The sequence below is a fragment of the Pseudomonas sp. NPDC088444 genome, assembly GCF_044900175.1.
GTDB lineage: Bacteria > Pseudomonadota > Gammaproteobacteria > Pseudomonadales > Pseudomonadaceae > Aquipseudomonas.
Window position 1 is genome coordinate 180128 of record NZ_JBJDNK010000006.1, and the last position, 15676, is coordinate 195803.

The following is a 15676-nucleotide window of genomic DNA, read 5'->3' on the forward strand; positions in this document are numbered from 1 at the left end:
CAGACAGTGCCCAATTCTCGATGCAATTCGCACTCCATGCGACGCACCGCCCGGCTGGACGGGGCTTGTGGGGCATTGACCATTTGTCGGCGAGCAAAAATCAGACGATTCCTACAGCAACGTCGGAATGTTCAGCTTACGAGCCAAGAGCCTGCTTACGTATAAGTCCGCTCGTTCGCGCCTCGTGCGCGCTAATGAGCGAAGAGACACCACGTGAACAGATTCAAAATGGCATTGACCCTGATTTTATTGGGCGGCACGGCATCGGCCGAGCAGCCTGTCGAGGCATCGAAGGACGAGGGTTTCTGGCAGTTACAAACGAGCGTGTACACGCGCCATTTCTCGCCGTCCCCAGAGCACAACAATCATCAAAATCTCATTGGTCTGGAGCGCAATGAGGCGTCGGGGTGGCTGTATGGCGCGGCGTTTTTTCGCAACTCGTTCGATCAGCGATCCATTTATGCCTACGGCGGAAAGCGCTTTAACAGCAGCCTTCATCCGTTTTATGCCAAGCTCACAGGCGGATTGCTGTATGGCTATAAAGGCGAATATCGCGACAAAATCCCACTCAATCGCTTCGGCATCGCGCCTGCGCTGATTCCCGGCGTGGGCGTCAGCGTCAAGCCTGTGACCGCCGAGCTTGAGCTGCTGGGCAATTCCGCCGCGATGGTCAACGTCGGACTCAGGTTCTAATTGCGCACTCAGGAACGAGGGGCGTAGGCGAACACATCCGCACGCATCTGCCGAGCGTCCATGCCCGCCACCACCAATGCGTCGAGGGTCGAATAGACCATATTGGGCGACCCGCTGGCGTAGACCTGAATCGACTTCAGGTCCGCAAAGTCCTCACAGACCGCCTCATGCAGCAGACCACAGCGCCCTTCCCATCCGCAAAGATCGCTGACGATTTTGTGCAGGTGCAGGTTGGGCAGGGTTTTCCACTCATCCCAATGCTTGAGTTCGTAGAAATCTTCCGGACGACGCACGCCCCAGTAAACATGCACGGGATAGGGAAAACCCTTGGAGCGGCAGTGCTCGATCAGGCTGTGCATCTGCCCCATGCCGGTGCCTGCAGCGATCAACACCAGCGGGCCGTCAGGCAGCTCACCCAGATGAGTGTCACCGAACGGCAGTTCAACGCGGGCCGTACCGTCGCGCTGAAGCTGCTTGATCAGGTTTTGCGCGCTGGCTTCTCGCGCCAGAACATGAATTTCCAGATCCCGGCCGCTTTCTGGGGAAGATGCCATGGAGAACGCTGATTTTTCACCGTCGTCCCGCGCGATCATCAGGTACTGCCCGGCGTGATAGCGCGGCGGCTTGCCTGCCGGGGCGCGCAACGTGACACGCCAGACATCACCGCCCACTTCGACGCATTCGGCAACCTGACAGCCAAACTTGCGCACTGGCAACTCGCCCAGCGGCAGCACGCTGTCCCACACCACCACACAATCTTGCTGCGGCACCGCGATGCAGGTGTAGATTTCGCCGTGCCCCCGCAATTCGCCAGCCTGTTCGACATTGCCTTCCACCAGCAGCGCAGAGCAAATGTGGCAGTTGCCGTTGCGGCAGCTTTGTGGGCATTCGTAGCCCAGTCGCTGGGCGGCATCGAGGATAGGCTCGCCGGGCAATGTCTCAAGTACTGCGCCCGACGGCTGCAAGGTTACGCGCATCAATCTATTCCCAGCTGATTCCAGATTTCATCGATACGGCGAGTAACGGCGTCATCCTTGACGATGGCACGCCCCCACTCACGCGTCGTCTCGCCCGGCCATTTGTGCGTGGCATCAAGGCCCATTTTCGAACCCAACCCGGACACTGGCGACGCGAAATCCAGGTAGTCGATCGGCGTGTTGTCGATCATCACCGTGTCGCGCTTGGGGTCCATGCGCGTAGTGATTGCCCAGATGACGTCATTCCAGTCGCGCGCATTGATGTCGTCGTCGGTGACGATAACGAACTTGGTGTACATGAACTGTCGCAAAAACGACCAGACACCCAACATCACGCGCTTGGCGTGGCCTGGGTACTGCTTCTTCATGGTCACGACGGCCATGCGGTACGAGCAGCCTTCCGGCGGCAGGTAAAAATCGGTGATCTCCGGGAACTGCTTTTGCAGGATTGGCACGAACACTTCGTTCAGCGCCACACCCAGAATCGCAGGCTCATCCGGCGGGCGTCCGGTGTAGGTGCTGTGGTAAATCGGCTTGATGCGATGGGTGATACGTTCGACGGTGAACACCGGGAAGCGATCGACCTCGTTGTAATAGCCGGTGTGGTCGCCGTAAGGGCCTTCATCGGCCATTTCGCCCGGATGAATCACACCTTCGAGCACGATTTCCGCACTTGATGGCACTTGCAGGTCGTTGCCCCGGCATTTGATCAGTTCTGTGCGATTGCCCCGCAGCAGACCGGCAAACGCATACTCGGAAAGACTGTCCGGGACGGGTGTGACCGCACCGAGGATGGTGGCAGGGTCAGCACCCAGCGCAACCGAGACAGGGAAAGGCTGTCCGGGATGCTTATCGCACCATTCCTTGAAATCCAGCGCGCCGCCACGATGGCTGAGCCAGCGCATGATGACCTTGTTGCGACCAATCACTTGCTGGCGATAGATGCCCAGATTCTGGCGTTCTTTGTTCGGGCCTTTGGTGACCGTCAGCCCCCACGTGATCAACGGTCCGACATCGCCGGGCCAGCAGGTCTGCACCGGGAGCATGCCCAGATCGACGTCATCGCCTTCGATGACCACTTCCTGGCAAGGCGCGTCCTTGACGACTTTCGGCGCCATCGAAATGACTTTTTTGAAGATCGGCAGCTTCGACCAGGCGTCTTTCAGCCCCTTCGGTGGCTCGGGCTCTTTGAGGAAGGCCAGCAGCTTGCCGATTTCCCGCAGCTCTTCGGTAGATTCCGCGCCCATGCCCATGGCCACGCGCTCGGGCGTACCAAACAGATTGCCGAGCACCGGAATATCAAAGCCCGTGGGTTTCTCGAACAGCAGGGCCGGTCCCTTGTTGCGGAGGGTCCGGTCGCAGACTTCGGTCATTTCCAGCACAGGCGAAATGGGTACCTGGATGCGTTTCAGTTCTCCGCGCTGCTCAAGCTGCTGCACGAAATCCCGTAGGTCGTTGAATTTCATTAACCCGGCCACTTAACAAATAGACGCACATCCTACCTGCTCTCGCGGCCGACGGCAGCAGCCTGACACGCAATCATCCGCCCCGAACGGCGTTTTCACTCAAGAATATCGGCGCCAATAAAGGCTTCATGCGCTCACCGCCCTTGTCGGAGAGGTGATTTTCGTCCATGTATTGCGAATAGCCATCGAATTCGGCGCGACAGACGCCATCCGGGCACATCAAGGGCGTCGGATCCAGAACCCGAACGTTGGGGTCCTGCGCGCTCAATTGAGTAAACAGTTGATTGAAAAACCGCTGACGCGCCAGGTGCTCGGCAATCGGCCGCCCCAGCTTCTCGGCAGACCGGCCCACCATCGCCAGACTGGCCAAACGCGCCACCGTCCCCTGTCGCTGCAACGGCACCTCTTTGAAGATCCAAACCCGTGCGCCGGTCTCTCGCACGCTGCGCACCATGGCGCTCAGGTCTTTGGCGATCTCCTGTTCCGCAATAGCGCGACTGTCATCGCGGTACAGCACATGCTGCATGTCTCCGTCTTCTTCGCCGTAGAGATAGAGGCTCCAGCGCGCCGCGAGCACAACGTCTCGGATCTTGTGTTCGCGAATGGATTGCAGCGTGGCCTGATTGAAATCCTGACATTGCGGGCGCGTTTCATGCCCCAGAATCGGCAGGCAGCCTGATAGGCTCGCTAACCACACCGGGATGCCATAACGCTCGGCATCAGCTTCAATGGCAGGCTTGAGCGCGGCGGCATGGCTGTCGCCCCAGACCAGTTGCATCGGAGGCGTCTGTTCGTCGCCACCGAAACGGCAGATCTTGCTCATGTCTTCGCTGTCGCGCTGCAGCAAGCACTCTTTTTGTCCTCGCTGCCAGTCTCGGGCCTGCGCATATTGCAGCGCCTGCCCTGACAGTCGATCAGGAATGCCATCGCCGGAGCGCACAACCTGCCCTGCCAAGCCGATCACTAAAAGTGCTGTCAGACCGGCGAACAATACCGGCTTGCGCCCTGCCAACAGACGTTTTTCGCGGAACGGCAATTCAATCAGACGCCAACTGAGCCATGCCAGCACCAACGTCAGGATGACCCATCCACTCGCCTCCAACGCCTGCATACCATCGACCGAAACGGCGTTGGCGTAGACGAACACCGGCCAGTGCCACAGATACCACGAGTAGGAAATCAGACCGACAGCAACCATCGCGCGCCCGCTCAACAGACGCCCCGCCCACGTCGAGGCGTGCCCGTTGGCCCAAATCATCGCCGTCGCGCCCAACACGGGCAGTAATGCGGCCCAGCCGGGAAACGGCGTGTATTTGTCGAGTCCAAAGATGGCGTACAGCACGGCCAGCAGCCCGGCCAGACTGACGCCCTGATACAGCCATGGCGAGAATTTGCGATCAGACACCGGAAACACCGCCAGCATCGCGCCGCACAGCAACTCCCACGCACGCATCGGCAACAGGAAAAATGCCGCATCGGGCTGACGCTTGATCACCGCGATGTTGAGCGCAAACGACACAATCAGCAGGCCCAACAATATCCAGCGCCAATGCCGGAGATAGCGGGTCAACAGCACCATGAGTAACGGAAAGAGAATGTAGTACTGCTCTTCGACCGACAGCGACCAGGTGTGCAGCAGCGGTTTGAAATCCGATGCAGGGTTGAAATACCCGTCCTGGCGCATGAACAGAATGTTGGAGACGAACATCGCCTGATACCGCACTGCGCGGCCTAGCTGCGAGTAGTCATTGGCGGGCATCAGCACCCAGCCGACCGCCAGCGCAGCGAGCATCATGACGCTCAGAGCTGGAATGATGCGGCGGGCGCGACGCGCCCAGAAATCGACAAAACTGAAGCGTCCCGCGCTGATTTCCCGAAAAATGATCGAGGTAATCAGAAAGCCGGAGATGACGAAAAACACATCGACACCCACAAAGCCGCCACTGAAGAGGCCAAATCCGAAGTGGTACAGCACCACCGGAATGACAGCCAAAGCGCGCAGCCCGTCGATGTCTCGACGATTGCCAAACGTATGCATGACGCTCCTTGTCCCGCTTTCTTGTTTTCGAAATCCGAAAAAAATGGTGCCGAAAGGGGCACCATTTTTCCACCGCCGTTCGGCGTATGCCGCTCAACGCATGACTTGCGCCTGTCTTACTTACGCTTCATCGACAGGAAGAACTCATCGTTGGTCTTGGTCGTTTTCAGCTTGTCGACCAGGAACTCGATGGCAGCGACTTCATCCATCGGGTGCAGCAGCTTGCGCAGAATCCACATGCGCTGCAGTTCGTCGTCGGCCGTCAGCAGCTCTTCGCGGCGAGTACCGGAACGGTTGATGTTGATGGCTGGGAAGACGCGCTTTTCAGCGATCTTGCGATCCAGAGGCAGTTCCATGTTGCCGGTGCCTTTGAATTCTTCGTAGATCACTTCGTCCATCTTCGAGCCGGTTTCAACCAGCGCGGTGGCGATGATGGTCAGCGAGCCGCCTTCTTCGATGTTACGGGCCGCACCGAAGAAACGCTTCGGCTTTTCCAGCGCGTGAGCATCGACACCACCGGTCAGTACCTTGCCGGAGCTTGGGATGACGGTGTTGTAGGCACGAGCCAGACGGGTGATGGAGTCGAGCAGAATGACCACGTCTTTCTTGTGCTCGACCAGGCGCTTGGCCTTTTCGATCACCATTTCGGCGACCTGCACGTGACGGGTTGGTGGCTCATCGAAGGTAGAGGCAACCACTTCGCCGCGCACGGTGCGCTGCATTTCGGTCACTTCTTCCGGGCGCTCATCGATCAGCAGAACGATCAGATGGCACTCAGGGTTGTTACGGGTAATGTTGGCTGCGATGTTCTGCAGCATGATGGTCTTGCCCGCTTTTGGCGGCGCGACGATCAAACCACGCTGGCCCTTGCCGATCGGGGCACACAGGTCGATCACACGACCGGTGAGGTCTTCAGTGGAGCCGTTACCGGCTTCCATTTTCAGGCGCTCGTTGGGGAACAGCGGTGTCAGGTTTTCGAACAGAATCTTGTTCTTCGCATTTTCAGGACGGTCGAAGTTGATGGTGTCGACCTTGAGCAGTGCGAAGTAACGCTCGCCTTCCTTCGGTGGGCGGATCTTGCCGACAATGGTGTCACCGGTGCGAAGGTTGAAACGGCGGATCTGGCTTGGCGAGACGTAGATGTCGTCGGGGCCAGCGAGGTAAGAAGCGTCTGCAGAGCGGAGGAAGCCGAAGCCATCCTGGAGGATCTCCAGCACGCCATCACCCGAGATTTCCTCGCCGCTTTTGGCGTGCTTCTTCAGCAGGGAGAAAATCACATCCTGCTTGCGCGAACGGGCCATATTTTCAATGCCCATCTGTTCGGCCATTTCGAGCAGATCGGTAATAGGCTTTTGCTTGAGTTCAGTCAGGTTCATATAGGAATGACGTAATCATGTATGAGGGGAAATTAAGCTTTTGGCTTAATGAGGCCGCGCCGCAGAGAAGGCGACAGGATCGCGTACAAATCGAAAGGAGAACGTCGGCGACGGCTATGCAGGGGGCAACGGAGAAGCCGTTGCGGGGCCGAATGTACCACTTGATTTTCTGAGCGTCTAGTGCAACGCCCGAAAAAAGCCCCGCGTTTTGCGGGGCTTTAGCGCCATCAGATGTTGGCGTCGAGGAATGCTTGCAGCTGCGACTTGGACAGTGCGCCGACCTTGGTCGCCGCGACTTCGCCGTCCTTGAACAGCATCAGGGTCGGAATGCCACGCACGCCGTGCTTGGCCGGAGTCTCCTGGTTTTCGTCGATGTTCAGCTTGGCAATGGTCAGTTTGCCTTCGTAGGTACCGGCGATATCATCCAGAACCGGGGCAATCATTTTGCAAGGGCCACACCATTCAGCCCAGTAATCCACCAGCACAGGGCCGCTAGCCTTCAGGACATCGGCTTCGAAGCTCGCGTCGCTGACGTGTTTGATAAGGTCGCTACTCATGAGAATTCTCCGAGGTCATAGGCAAAAAAACGTGGGTCATCATAACTGTGTCAACGCGTGACAGGAAGGCTGAGGCGATTGTCTCTTGCTATGACAGCAGGAGGGAAGACTAATCAAGGGTCAGAGAGTTCCTGGCCGAACCGAAGGACAGGAAGGCGCCGACAGCCAATCTAAACCTGGCGCCAGCTAGGACTAATTGATAACGGAATCAAGTTCAGCCTTAAAGTTTTCCTTAGGCTGGGCTCCGATCAGCGTGCGGATGGTTTTCTTGAATATCTTTGCCGTCGGCAGAGATTGAATGGCGAATCTTGCGACCGTATCGGGGTTTTCATCCGCGTCCATTTGAAAAATTAGAGCCTTGCCATTGTAATCATCCTTCAGCCCCTCAAGAAAAGGGAGGCACATTTTGCCTGGGCCACACCAAGGGGCAGTGAAGAACACCAACACAGGAATTTCAGCTCTATCAACTTGCTGATCGAAATCAGCGTCTGTAACGATGTCTAACTTGCTCATGAGAAAGCTCCTTTTCATTCATGCGAACAGTCGACTGCCTCCATGCTCCTTCCGGCAGCACCTTAATTTTAGAACCCTGAGAGCGTGCCGACTCTTAAATGACAAACGGCTCCTCGTTTTCAGCCAGACGGCGCAACGAACACGATCCCCGTACGCAACGCCGCTCCTCTTATATGCTCCTGCATCGCCTTCTGCGCGGGACCGGAAGCATTGCGCGCCAGAGCACGGAGGATCTTGCGGTGCTCCTGCCAGGTCTCCATCGCCCTGCCCGCCCGGATGAACGGTAGTTTCTGGCTTTCCAGAAAGATGTCGGCGCTGGCGGTGATGATGCCGAGAATCGCCTGATTGCCGCTGGCCACCAGAATGCGCCGGTGGAAATCGAAATCCAGCTTCGCGGCGCTGTCGAAATCACCCGCCTTCAGCTCAAGCCGCATGGCTTCGACGTTATCCTCCAGTACATCACGCTCATCGGCCGTCAAGGTCACAGCGGCCAAGCCTGCCGCGAACCCTTCCAGCGCATAGCGCAATTGAAAGGTCTCGGAAGGCGACGCATGGGCAGCGAAAGGCCAGGAAAAACCGCTCGTGCTCTGTTGTGGTTCAGAAATCGCCTGAACGAACACCCCTTTTCCGGGCTGCACACTGACCACGCCCAACGCGCTAAGTGATGACAACGCTTCACGCAAAGACGCGCGACTGACTCCCAGCCGAATTGCCAGATCCCGCTGCGAAGGCAGGCTGTCGCCGGGGCCGTAGCCCTGTTCGGCAATCAGTTTACGGATCGCTTGAAAGGCCGCTTCGGGTACTGCAATCGGGTTTGAGTGCATGAGAGTTCAGACGCAATCAGGGTGGAAAAATCCTCTTTTATAGTCATCGCGAAGATTCGGCAAGTGACGCCCAAGCAAGGGGCGGCGTGGCTTGCAGGCGCGCCAAAGCGGGGCGCGATGCAGGCCAACTGTTCAGACCAGTTAGACCACAACCCCCTTCCAGCCCGCATTCCATGGTCACAAAAGAGAGAGTGGCATGGGCTGTGCAAAAGCGGTGAATCATCACACACGCATCGCCAACACATTCGTTCGATTCGGAGACGTCACATGACCAAGCGTTACAGCGCTCTGCTTGCCGCCCTGTTTGCCAGCCTGATGCTCGGCCAGGCCCCCGCCCACGCCAACGGCCTGGACGATGTGACCGCACGGGGCACCCTGAAAGTCGCCGTACCGCAGGACTTCCCGCCGTTCGGCTCGGTTGGCCCGGACATGAAACCTCGCGGCCTGGACATCGACACCGCACAACTGATCGCTGACAAACTGAAGGTCAAACTCGAACTGACCCCGGTCAACAGCACCAACCGCATCCCGTTCCTGACCACCGGCAAAGTGGACCTGGTGATTTCCAGCCTTGGCAAGAACCCGGATCGCGAGAAGGTCATCGACTTCTCCCGCGCCTACGCACCGTTCTACCTGGCGGTGTTTGGCCCACCTGAAGCGGCCATTAACGGCGTGGACGACCTGAAAAGCAAAACCATCAGCGTGACCCGTGGTGCCATCGAAGACATCGAGCTGACCGCCGTTGCGCCAAAGGAAGCGACCATCAAGCGCTTCGAAGACAACAATTCGACCATCGCGGCTTACTTGGCCAACCAGACCGATCTGATCGCCAGCGGCAACGTGGTCATGGTTGCGATCAGCGAGAAGAACCCGAAGCGCATCCCGGCGCTGAAAGTGAAGCTCAAGGATTCGCCGGTCTACGTCGGCGTGAACAAGGGCCAACCTGAACTGTTGGCCAAGGTCAACGAGATATTGGAAGCGGCGAAGAAGGACGGCGCGCTGGAAAAGAACTCGCAAACCTGGCTGAAACAGCCACTGCCAGCCGATCTCTGATTCCTGCTCGTTGCTTTGAGGCCTTATAAATGGCGTATCAGTTCGACTTCATTCCAGTCCTGCAAAACGCTGACCTGTTGCTGCGCGGCGCGCTGTTCACCCTTGAGCTGACCGCTATCGGCACCCTACTGGGCGTTGCAGTCGGCATCGTCGGCGCTATCGTCAGAGCCTGGAAAATCCAACCGTTCTCGGCCCTGTTCGGGGTTTACGTCGAGCTGATACGCAACACGCCGTTTCTGGTGCAGCTGTTTTTCATCTTCTTCGGCCTGCCTTCGCTGGGGCTGCAGATTTCCGAGTGGCAGGCGGCGGTACTGGCGATGGTGGTCAACCTGGGGGCTTACTCGACGGAAATCATCCGGGCGGGCATTCAGGCGATTCCTCGCGGGCAGCTGGAGGCGTCGGCTGCGCTGGCGATGACGCGCTTCGAAACGTTCCGCTACGTGGTGCTGATCCCCGCACTGGGCAAGGTCTGGCCCGCGCTGAGCAGCCAGATCATCATCGTGATGCTCGGTTCGGCAGTCTGCTCGCAGATCGCCACGGAAGAGCTGAGCTTCGCGGCGAACTTCATTCAGTCGCGTAACTTCCGCGCCTTCGAGACGTACATCATTACCACGCTGATCTACCTGTTCATGGCCCTGATGATTCGTCAGTTGCTGGCCTGGATCGGCAGTCGCTATATCGCGAGGAACCGCTGATGGATTTCACCCTCTGGGACATCGTGCGCAACCTGCTCACCGGGCTGCAATGGACACTGGTGCTGTCGCTGGTGGCATTCATCGGCGGCGGCATCATCGGGCTGCTGGTGATGACGATGCGCATCTCGCACACCTCGGCGTTCCGTACGCTGGCTCGCGCCTACATCGAGCTATTTCAAGGTACGCCGCTGCTGATGCAACTGTTTCTGGTGTTCTTTGGCGTTGCGTTGCTGGGCGTAGATATTTCGCCTTGGGTCGCTGCGGCGTTGGCCCTGACGCTGTTCACCAGCGCTTACCTGGCCGAAATCTGGCGAGGTTGCGTGGAGTCGATCTCCAACGGTCAGTGGGAGGCCTCGGCGAGCCTGGCCCTGACCCGCGTCGAACAGCTGCGTTACGTGATTCTGCCGCAAGCCTTGCGCATCGCGGTTGCGCCGACCGTCGGGTTTTCGGTGCAGGTGGTCAAAGGCACGGCCGTGACCTCGATCATCGGCTTCACCGAGTTGACCAAGACCGGTGGCATGCTCGCCAACGCCACGTTTCAGCCTTTCATGGTCTACGGCTTCGTCGCCCTGGGCTACTTCCTGCTTTGCTACCCGCTGTCGCTCAGCGCGCGCTACCTGGAAAGGAGACTTCATGCCTCTGCTTAGAATTTCCGCCCTGCACAAATACTACGGCGACCACCACGTGCTCAAAGGCATCGACCTGAGCGTCGAAGAAGGCCAGGTCGTGGCGATCATCGGCCGCAGCGGCTCGGGCAAAAGTACGCTGCTGCGCACGCTCAACGGGCTGGAATCGATCAACGACGGCGTGATCGAAGTCGACGGCGAGTATCTGGACGCGGCGCGGGCCGATCTGCGCAGCCTACGACAGAAAGTCGGCATGGTGTTTCAGCAGTTCAACCTGTTTCCGCACCTGACGGTCGGCGAGAACGTCATGCTCGCGCCGCAAGTCGTGAAAAAAGCTTCCAAGGCTGAAGCGGCCAAGCTGGCGAAAGAAATGCTCAACCGCGTGGGTCTTGGGGAAAAGTTCGATGCGTTCCCGGATCGTCTGTCTGGCGGTCAGCAGCAGCGCGTGGCCATCGCCCGTGCGCTGGCAATGTCGCCCAAGGTGCTGCTGTGTGACGAAATCACCTCGGCGCTGGACCCGGAACTGGTCAACGAAGTGCTCAGCGTGGTGCGGGAGCTGGCCAAAGACGGCATGACGCTAATCATGGTGACCCATGAAATGCGCTTCGCCCGGGAAGTGGGCGACAAGCTGGTGTTCATGCACCAGGGCAAGGTGCATGAGGTGGGCGATCCGCGAGAATTGATGGCTAACCCGAAGACGCCGGAGCTGGCGAATTTCATTGGCTCAGTTGAAAACGCCTGAGGTCGTTACACACCATTTATCGGCTTATCGGCGAACGCGATCCCGTGGGGGATTCTTTGTTGGCTGGTCAACCGCATTCGTCGGAACGCCGCCCGCACCAACGCGGCTCCCACAATGACCGGGGCAGATCCATGACTTCTGTTCGGCGCCGAACCTGTGGGAGCCGCCTTGCTGGCGAAGGCGGCGTGTCAGTCGGTTCATCCTGTGCGGACCCCATGCGTCCGCCAGCAAGCCGCCCCCGCAACACTCGCAGCACAAATGTATCGTCTTGTTTGGCGCCAATGCCCGTTCGTGGCACGATGTCGGGGTTATCGACCGAGACCTTTGACCATGCCGCCATCCACTGACAAGAACCTCTCGCTGATCGCCGCGATCGACCTGGGCTCCAACAGCTTTCACATGGTTGTTGCCAAAGCGCATCAGGGTGAAATCCGCATCCTTGAGCGGCTCGGTGAGAAGGTGCAACTGGCCGCCGGAATCGACGACGAGCGCAAGCTCAATGAAGAATCCATGCAGCGCGGGCTCGATTGTCTGAAGCGTTTTGCCCAACTGATCAACGGTATGCCGCCAGGCTCGGTGCGCATCGTTGGCACCAACGCCCTGCGCGAAGCGCGCAACCGCAATGAATTCATTCATCGTGCCGAAGAGATCCTCGGCCATCCGGTCGAAGTCATTTCCGGCCGTGAAGAAGCGCGCCTGATCTACCTCGGCGTGTCCCACACCCTGGCCGACACGCCCGGCAAACGTCTGGTGGCGGACATCGGCGGCGGCAGTACCGAATTCATCATCGGCCAGCGATTCGAGCCTCTGCTGCGCGAAAGCCTGCAAATGGGCTGCGTGAGCTTTACCCAGCGCTATTTCAAGGACGGCAAAATCACCCCGGCACGCTACGCGCAGGCTTACACCGCAGCGCGGCTGGAGATCATGAGCATTGAGCACGCCCTGCATCGCCTGTCCTGGGATGAGGCCATCGGCTCGTCCGGCACCATTCGCGCCATCGGTCTGGCCCTGAAGGCGGGCGGCCACGGCAATGGCGAGGTCAACGCCGAAGGTCTGGCGTGGCTCAAGCGCAAACTGATGAAGCTGGGAGAAGTCGACAAGATTGATTTCGACGGCATCAAACCGGATCGCCGCGCGATTTTCCCCGCAGGCCTGGCCATTCTCGAAGCGATCTTCGACGCACTCAATCTGGAGCGCATGGATCACTGCGACGGCGCATTGCGCGAGGGCGTGCTGTACGACCTGCTGGGCCGGCATCACCACGAGGACGTCCGTGAACGCACCCTCAGTTCGCTGATGGACCGTTATCACGTCGATCTGGAACAAGCCGCCCGCGTCGAGCGCAAGGCACTGTCAGCGCTGGATCAGGTCGCACAGGCGTGGGGACTGGAAGATGAGTTGTATCGTGATCTGCTGAGCTGGGCCGCCAAGGTGCACGAGGTGGGTCTGGACATCGCGCACTACCACTACCACAAGCACGGCGCGTACCTGATCGAGCATTCGGATCTGGCAGGGTTCTCGCGGGAAGACCAGCAAATGCTCGCACTGTTGGTACGCGGCCACCGCCGCAACATTCCCAAGGATAAATTCGCCGACTTTGGCGATGTGGGCGTGAAGCTGATTCGCCTGTGCGTGCTGCTGCGCTTCGCGATCCTGTTCCACCACATTCGCGGCACCCAAGAGATGCCGCAACCTGTGCTGACCGCCAACGATAACCAGCTCGACATTCAGTTCCCGGATGGCTGGCTGGAAAACAACCAGCTGACTCAGGCCGACTTCGCGCTGGAAGCGGAGTGGCTGACCCGAGTCAACATCGTCCTCAGCGTACGCTGAGGACCGGGTTGCTGAGCCTCTCCAGCAACGACGCCTGCACATTGCGGGGGTTCTGGTTGCCGGTCGGCGTGCTGCGAATGTAGCGCCCGTCCGGCTGCAACAGCCAGGCGTGGGTGTTGTCGGTCAGATACCCTTCCAACTCCTTCTTCACCCGCAGAATCAGCTTTTTGCCCTCGACCGGGAAGCAGGTCTCGACGCGCTTGTCGAGGTTGCGCTCCATCCAGTCTGCACTGGACAGGAACATCTGCTCGTCGCCGCCGTTAAGGAAGTAGAAGACACGAGTGTGCTCCAGGAAGCGGCCAACGATCGAACGTACCTGAATGTTGTGCGACACACCCGGCACGCCCGGACGCAAGCAGCACATGCCACGCACCACCAGATCGATTTTCACGCCCATCTGACTGGCCTTGTACAGCGCACGGATGATCTTCGGATCGGTCAGCGAGTTGAACTTGGCGATGATGTGCGCGGGCTTGCCTTCGGTCGCGAATTGCGTTTCGCGACCGATCATGTCGAGCATGCCTTTCTTGAGCGTGAACGGCGCGTGCAGCAGCTTCTTCATGCGCAGCGTTTTACCCATGCCGATCAACTGGCTGAACAGTTTGCCGACGTCTTCACACAGCGCGTCGTCGGAGGTCAGGAGGCTGTAGTCGGTATACAGACGTGCGTTGCCAGCGTGGTAGTTACCCGTCCCCAAGTGCGCGTAACGCTGAATCTCACCCGCTTCGCGGCGCAGAATCAGCATCATCTTGGCGTGGGTCTTGAAGCCGACCACGCCGTAAATCACCACCGCACCTGCCGCTTGCAGACGGCTGGCGAGTTGCAGGTTGGACTCTTCATCGAAGCGCGCACGCAATTCGATGACGGCCGTGACCTCTTTGCCGTTACGCGCGGCGTCCACCAGCGCGTCGACGATTTCCGAGTTCGCGCCGCTGCGGTACAGGGTCTGGCGTACGGCGAGGACGTGAGGGTCTTTCGCGGCCTGACGCAGCAAATCCACCACGGGCGTGAAGGACTCAAACGGGTGCAGCAGCAAAATGTCCTGCTTGCTGATCACGTTGAAGATGTTTTCGCTGTTCTGCAAAAGCTTCGGAATTGCCGGGGTGAACGGCGGGTGCTGAAGCTCAGGATGGCTGTCCAGACCGGTGATGCTGAACAGACGGGTCAGGTTGACCGGACCGTTGACCTGATACAGCTCGCTCTCGGTCAGGTTGAACTGCTTGAGCAGGTAGTCCGACAGGTGTTTAGGGCAGGTATCGGCCACTTCCAGACGCACCGCATCACCGTAACGCCGGGAGAACAGCTCGCCACGAAGGGCGCGGGCCAAGTCTTCGACGTCCTCGGAATCCAGCGCAAGATCAGCGTTACGCGTCAAACGGAACTGATAGCAGCCCTTGACCTTCATGCCTTGGAACAGGTCATCGGCATGGGCGTGAATCATCGACGACAGGAACACGTAGTTGTCGCCCGGCCCACCGACATCTTCCGGCACTTTAATGACGCGCGGCAGCAGACGTGGCGCCGGAATGATTGCCAGACCCGAGTCACGACCAAAGGCGTCGATACCTTCCAGCTCAACGATGAAGTTCAGGGATTTGTTGACCAGCAACGGAAACGGGTGCGTCGGGTCCAGACCAATCGGCGTGATGATCGGCGCGATTTCGTCGCGGAAATAACGACGCACCCACGTCTTCAGTTTCGTGGTCCAGTAACGACGACGGATGAAACGCACCTGATGCTTTTCCAGCTCCGGCAGCAGGATGTCGTTGAGGATCGCGTACTGGCGGTCAACGTGGCCATGGACCAGCTCGCTGATGCGGGCCAGCGCCTGATGCGGTTGCAGACCGTCGGCACCGGCTTGTTCACGGGCGAAATTGATCTGTTTCTTCAGGCCCGCGACGCGAATTTCGAAGAACTCGTCGAGGTTGCTGGAGAAAATCAGCAAGAACTTGAGACGTTCGAGCAGTGGATAGGACTCATCCAGCGCCTGTTCCAGCACGCGAATGTTGAACTGCAACTGCGACAGTTCGCGATGGATATAAAGGCTGCTGTCGTCCAGGTTTGGAATCACGACAGCAGGAGCGACGGGCGGGTGCGCTTCAGGAGCGGGTACGACCTCGATGGTCGGCTCGACCACTGAGTTCACTTCCTGCGACACGACCTGAGGTTCGATTTCGACGACGGCTTCGGTTGTTCCTTCGGTACTCATGAATAATCCTGTAAGGCAATCGCCCTTATCACAGTTGGGCCGTGGGAACGGCTGAGGAGATCAACCTGCCGGTC

At 58.8% G+C, this 15676-nt stretch carries 14 protein-coding genes; 6 read left to right on the forward strand and 8 right to left on the reverse strand.

Features of this window, described 5'->3' with window-relative positions; translation table 11 throughout:
* Window positions 1-213: 213 nt before the first annotated feature.
* The gene (locus tag ACI2KB_RS13775; protein ID WP_404635331.1) at window positions 214-693 is read left to right on the forward strand and encodes a sn-glycerol-3-phosphate transporter; all 480 of its coding nucleotides are present in this window, start codon (window positions 214-216) and stop codon (window positions 691-693) included.
* An 8-nt stretch (window positions 694-701) separates the two neighbouring features.
* Here ACI2KB_RS13775 and ACI2KB_RS13780 read toward each other — a convergent pair whose 3' ends face one another.
* From ACI2KB_RS13780 to ACI2KB_RS13810, 7 genes are all read right to left on the reverse strand, one after another.
* The gene (locus tag ACI2KB_RS13780; protein ID WP_404635333.1) at window positions 702-1670 is read right to left on the reverse strand and encodes a CDP-6-deoxy-delta-3,4-glucoseen reductase; all 969 of its coding nucleotides are present in this window, start codon (window positions 1668-1670) and stop codon (window positions 702-704) included.
* Complete coding sequence (gene ubiD, locus ACI2KB_RS13785) at window positions 1670-3136, reverse strand: 4-hydroxy-3-polyprenylbenzoate decarboxylase (RefSeq protein WP_404635335.1); 1467 nt, start codon at window positions 3134-3136, stop codon at window positions 1670-1672. Before ubiD ends, ACI2KB_RS13780 begins: the two co-directional genes overlap by 1 nt.
* A 73-nt stretch (window positions 3137-3209) precedes the next feature.
* Window positions 3210-5174, reverse strand: a complete 1965-nt coding sequence (locus ACI2KB_RS13790; protein ID WP_404635337.1) for an acyltransferase family protein — start codon at window positions 5172-5174, stop codon at window positions 3210-3212.
* Window positions 5175-5290: 116 nt separating this feature from the next.
* Window positions 5291-6550: a transcription termination factor Rho gene (rho, locus tag ACI2KB_RS13795; RefSeq protein ID WP_108236129.1), complete on the reverse strand. Its 1260-nt coding sequence runs from the start codon at window positions 6548-6550 to the stop codon at window positions 5291-5293.
* A 227-nt stretch (window positions 6551-6777) separates the two neighbouring features.
* Window positions 6778-7107: a thioredoxin TrxA gene (gene trxA, locus ACI2KB_RS13800; RefSeq protein WP_081564805.1), complete on the reverse strand. Its 330-nt coding sequence runs from the start codon at window positions 7105-7107 to the stop codon at window positions 6778-6780.
* Window positions 7108-7299: 192 nt separating this feature from the next.
* Window positions 7300-7620 (reverse strand): thioredoxin family protein, encoded by a 321-nt coding sequence (locus ACI2KB_RS13805; RefSeq protein ID WP_404635339.1) that lies wholly within the window; start codon window positions 7618-7620, stop codon window positions 7300-7302.
* 119 nt (window positions 7621-7739) lie between these two features.
* Window positions 7740-8444, reverse strand: coding sequence for a FadR/GntR family transcriptional regulator (locus tag ACI2KB_RS13810; protein ID WP_404635341.1), 705 nt, complete (start codon window positions 8442-8444; stop codon window positions 7740-7742).
* Between the two features lie 267 nt (window positions 8445-8711).
* On the opposite strand from ACI2KB_RS13810, the gene ACI2KB_RS13815 reads away from it, so the two are divergent.
* The 5 genes from ACI2KB_RS13815 to ppx all read left to right on the forward strand — a co-directional run bounded on the left by ACI2KB_RS13815 (window position 8712) and on the right by ppx (window position 13393).
* Window positions 8712-9497 carry a transporter substrate-binding domain-containing protein gene (locus tag ACI2KB_RS13815; RefSeq protein ID WP_404635343.1) on the forward strand — a complete coding sequence of 262 codons (786 nt, stop codon included), beginning with the start codon at window positions 8712-8714 and terminating at the stop codon, window positions 9495-9497.
* Between the two features lie 29 nt (window positions 9498-9526).
* Window positions 9527-10192, forward strand: a complete 666-nt coding sequence (locus ACI2KB_RS13820; protein ID WP_404635345.1) for an amino acid ABC transporter permease — start codon at window positions 9527-9529, stop codon at window positions 10190-10192.
* Window positions 10189-10839, forward strand: a complete 651-nt coding sequence (locus tag ACI2KB_RS13825) for an amino acid ABC transporter permease (RefSeq protein ID WP_404635700.1) — start codon at window positions 10189-10191, stop codon at window positions 10837-10839. Before ACI2KB_RS13820 ends, ACI2KB_RS13825 begins: the two co-directional genes overlap by 4 nt.
* Window positions 10826-11560 carry an amino acid ABC transporter ATP-binding protein gene (locus tag ACI2KB_RS13830; RefSeq protein WP_404635347.1) on the forward strand — a complete coding sequence of 245 codons (735 nt, stop codon included), beginning with the start codon at window positions 10826-10828 and terminating at the stop codon, window positions 11558-11560. Before ACI2KB_RS13825 ends, ACI2KB_RS13830 begins: the two co-directional genes overlap by 14 nt.
* A gap of 330 nt (window positions 11561-11890) precedes the next feature.
* On the forward strand, window positions 11891-13393 hold the full coding sequence (gene ppx / locus ACI2KB_RS13835) for an exopolyphosphatase (protein ID WP_404635349.1): 1503 nt from the start codon (window positions 11891-11893) through the stop codon (window positions 13391-13393).
* Here the strand turns inward: ppx and ppk1 are convergent.
* Complete coding sequence (ppk1, locus tag ACI2KB_RS13840) at window positions 13380-15602, reverse strand: polyphosphate kinase 1 (RefSeq protein WP_404635351.1); 2223 nt, start codon at window positions 15600-15602, stop codon at window positions 13380-13382. The genes ppx and ppk1 overlap by 14 nt on opposite strands.
* Window positions 15603-15676 lie beyond the last annotated feature (74 nt).

Excerpts from the sequence above, each read along its gene's own strand:
- ACI2KB_RS13780 (WP_404635333.1), bottom strand. The coding sequence starts at position 1,670 with ATGCGCGTAACCTTGCAGCCGTCGGGCGCAGTACTTGAGACATTGCCC.
- ubiD (WP_404635335.1), bottom strand. The coding sequence starts at position 3,136 with ATGAAATTCAACGACCTACGGGATTTCGTGCAGCAGCTTGAGCAGCGC.
- ACI2KB_RS13790 (WP_404635337.1), bottom strand. The coding sequence starts at position 5,174 with ATGCATACGTTTGGCAATCGTCGAGACATCGACGGGCTGCGCGCTTTG.
- rho (WP_108236129.1), bottom strand. The coding sequence starts at position 6,550 with ATGAACCTGACTGAACTCAAGCAAAAGCCTATTACCGATCTGCTCGAA.
- trxA (WP_081564805.1), bottom strand. The coding sequence starts at position 7,107 with ATGAGTAGCGACCTTATCAAACACGTCAGCGACGCGAGCTTCGAAGCC.
- ACI2KB_RS13805 (WP_404635339.1), bottom strand. The coding sequence starts at position 7,620 with ATGAGCAAGTTAGACATCGTTACAGACGCTGATTTCGATCAGCAAGTT.
- ACI2KB_RS13810 (WP_404635341.1), bottom strand. The coding sequence starts at position 8,444 with ATGCACTCAAACCCGATTGCAGTACCCGAAGCGGCCTTTCAAGCGATC.
- ACI2KB_RS13815 (WP_404635343.1), top strand. The coding sequence starts at position 8,712 with ATGACCAAGCGTTACAGCGCTCTGCTTGCCGCCCTGTTTGCCAGCCTG.
- ACI2KB_RS13820 (WP_404635345.1), top strand. The coding sequence starts at position 9,527 with ATGGCGTATCAGTTCGACTTCATTCCAGTCCTGCAAAACGCTGACCTG.
- ACI2KB_RS13830 (WP_404635347.1), top strand. The coding sequence starts at position 10,826 with ATGCCTCTGCTTAGAATTTCCGCCCTGCACAAATACTACGGCGACCAC.
- ppx (WP_404635349.1), top strand. The coding sequence starts at position 11,891 with ATGCCGCCATCCACTGACAAGAACCTCTCGCTGATCGCCGCGATCGAC.
- ppk1 (WP_404635351.1), bottom strand. The coding sequence starts at position 15,602 with ATGAGTACCGAAGGAACAACCGAAGCCGTCGTCGAAATCGAACCTCAG.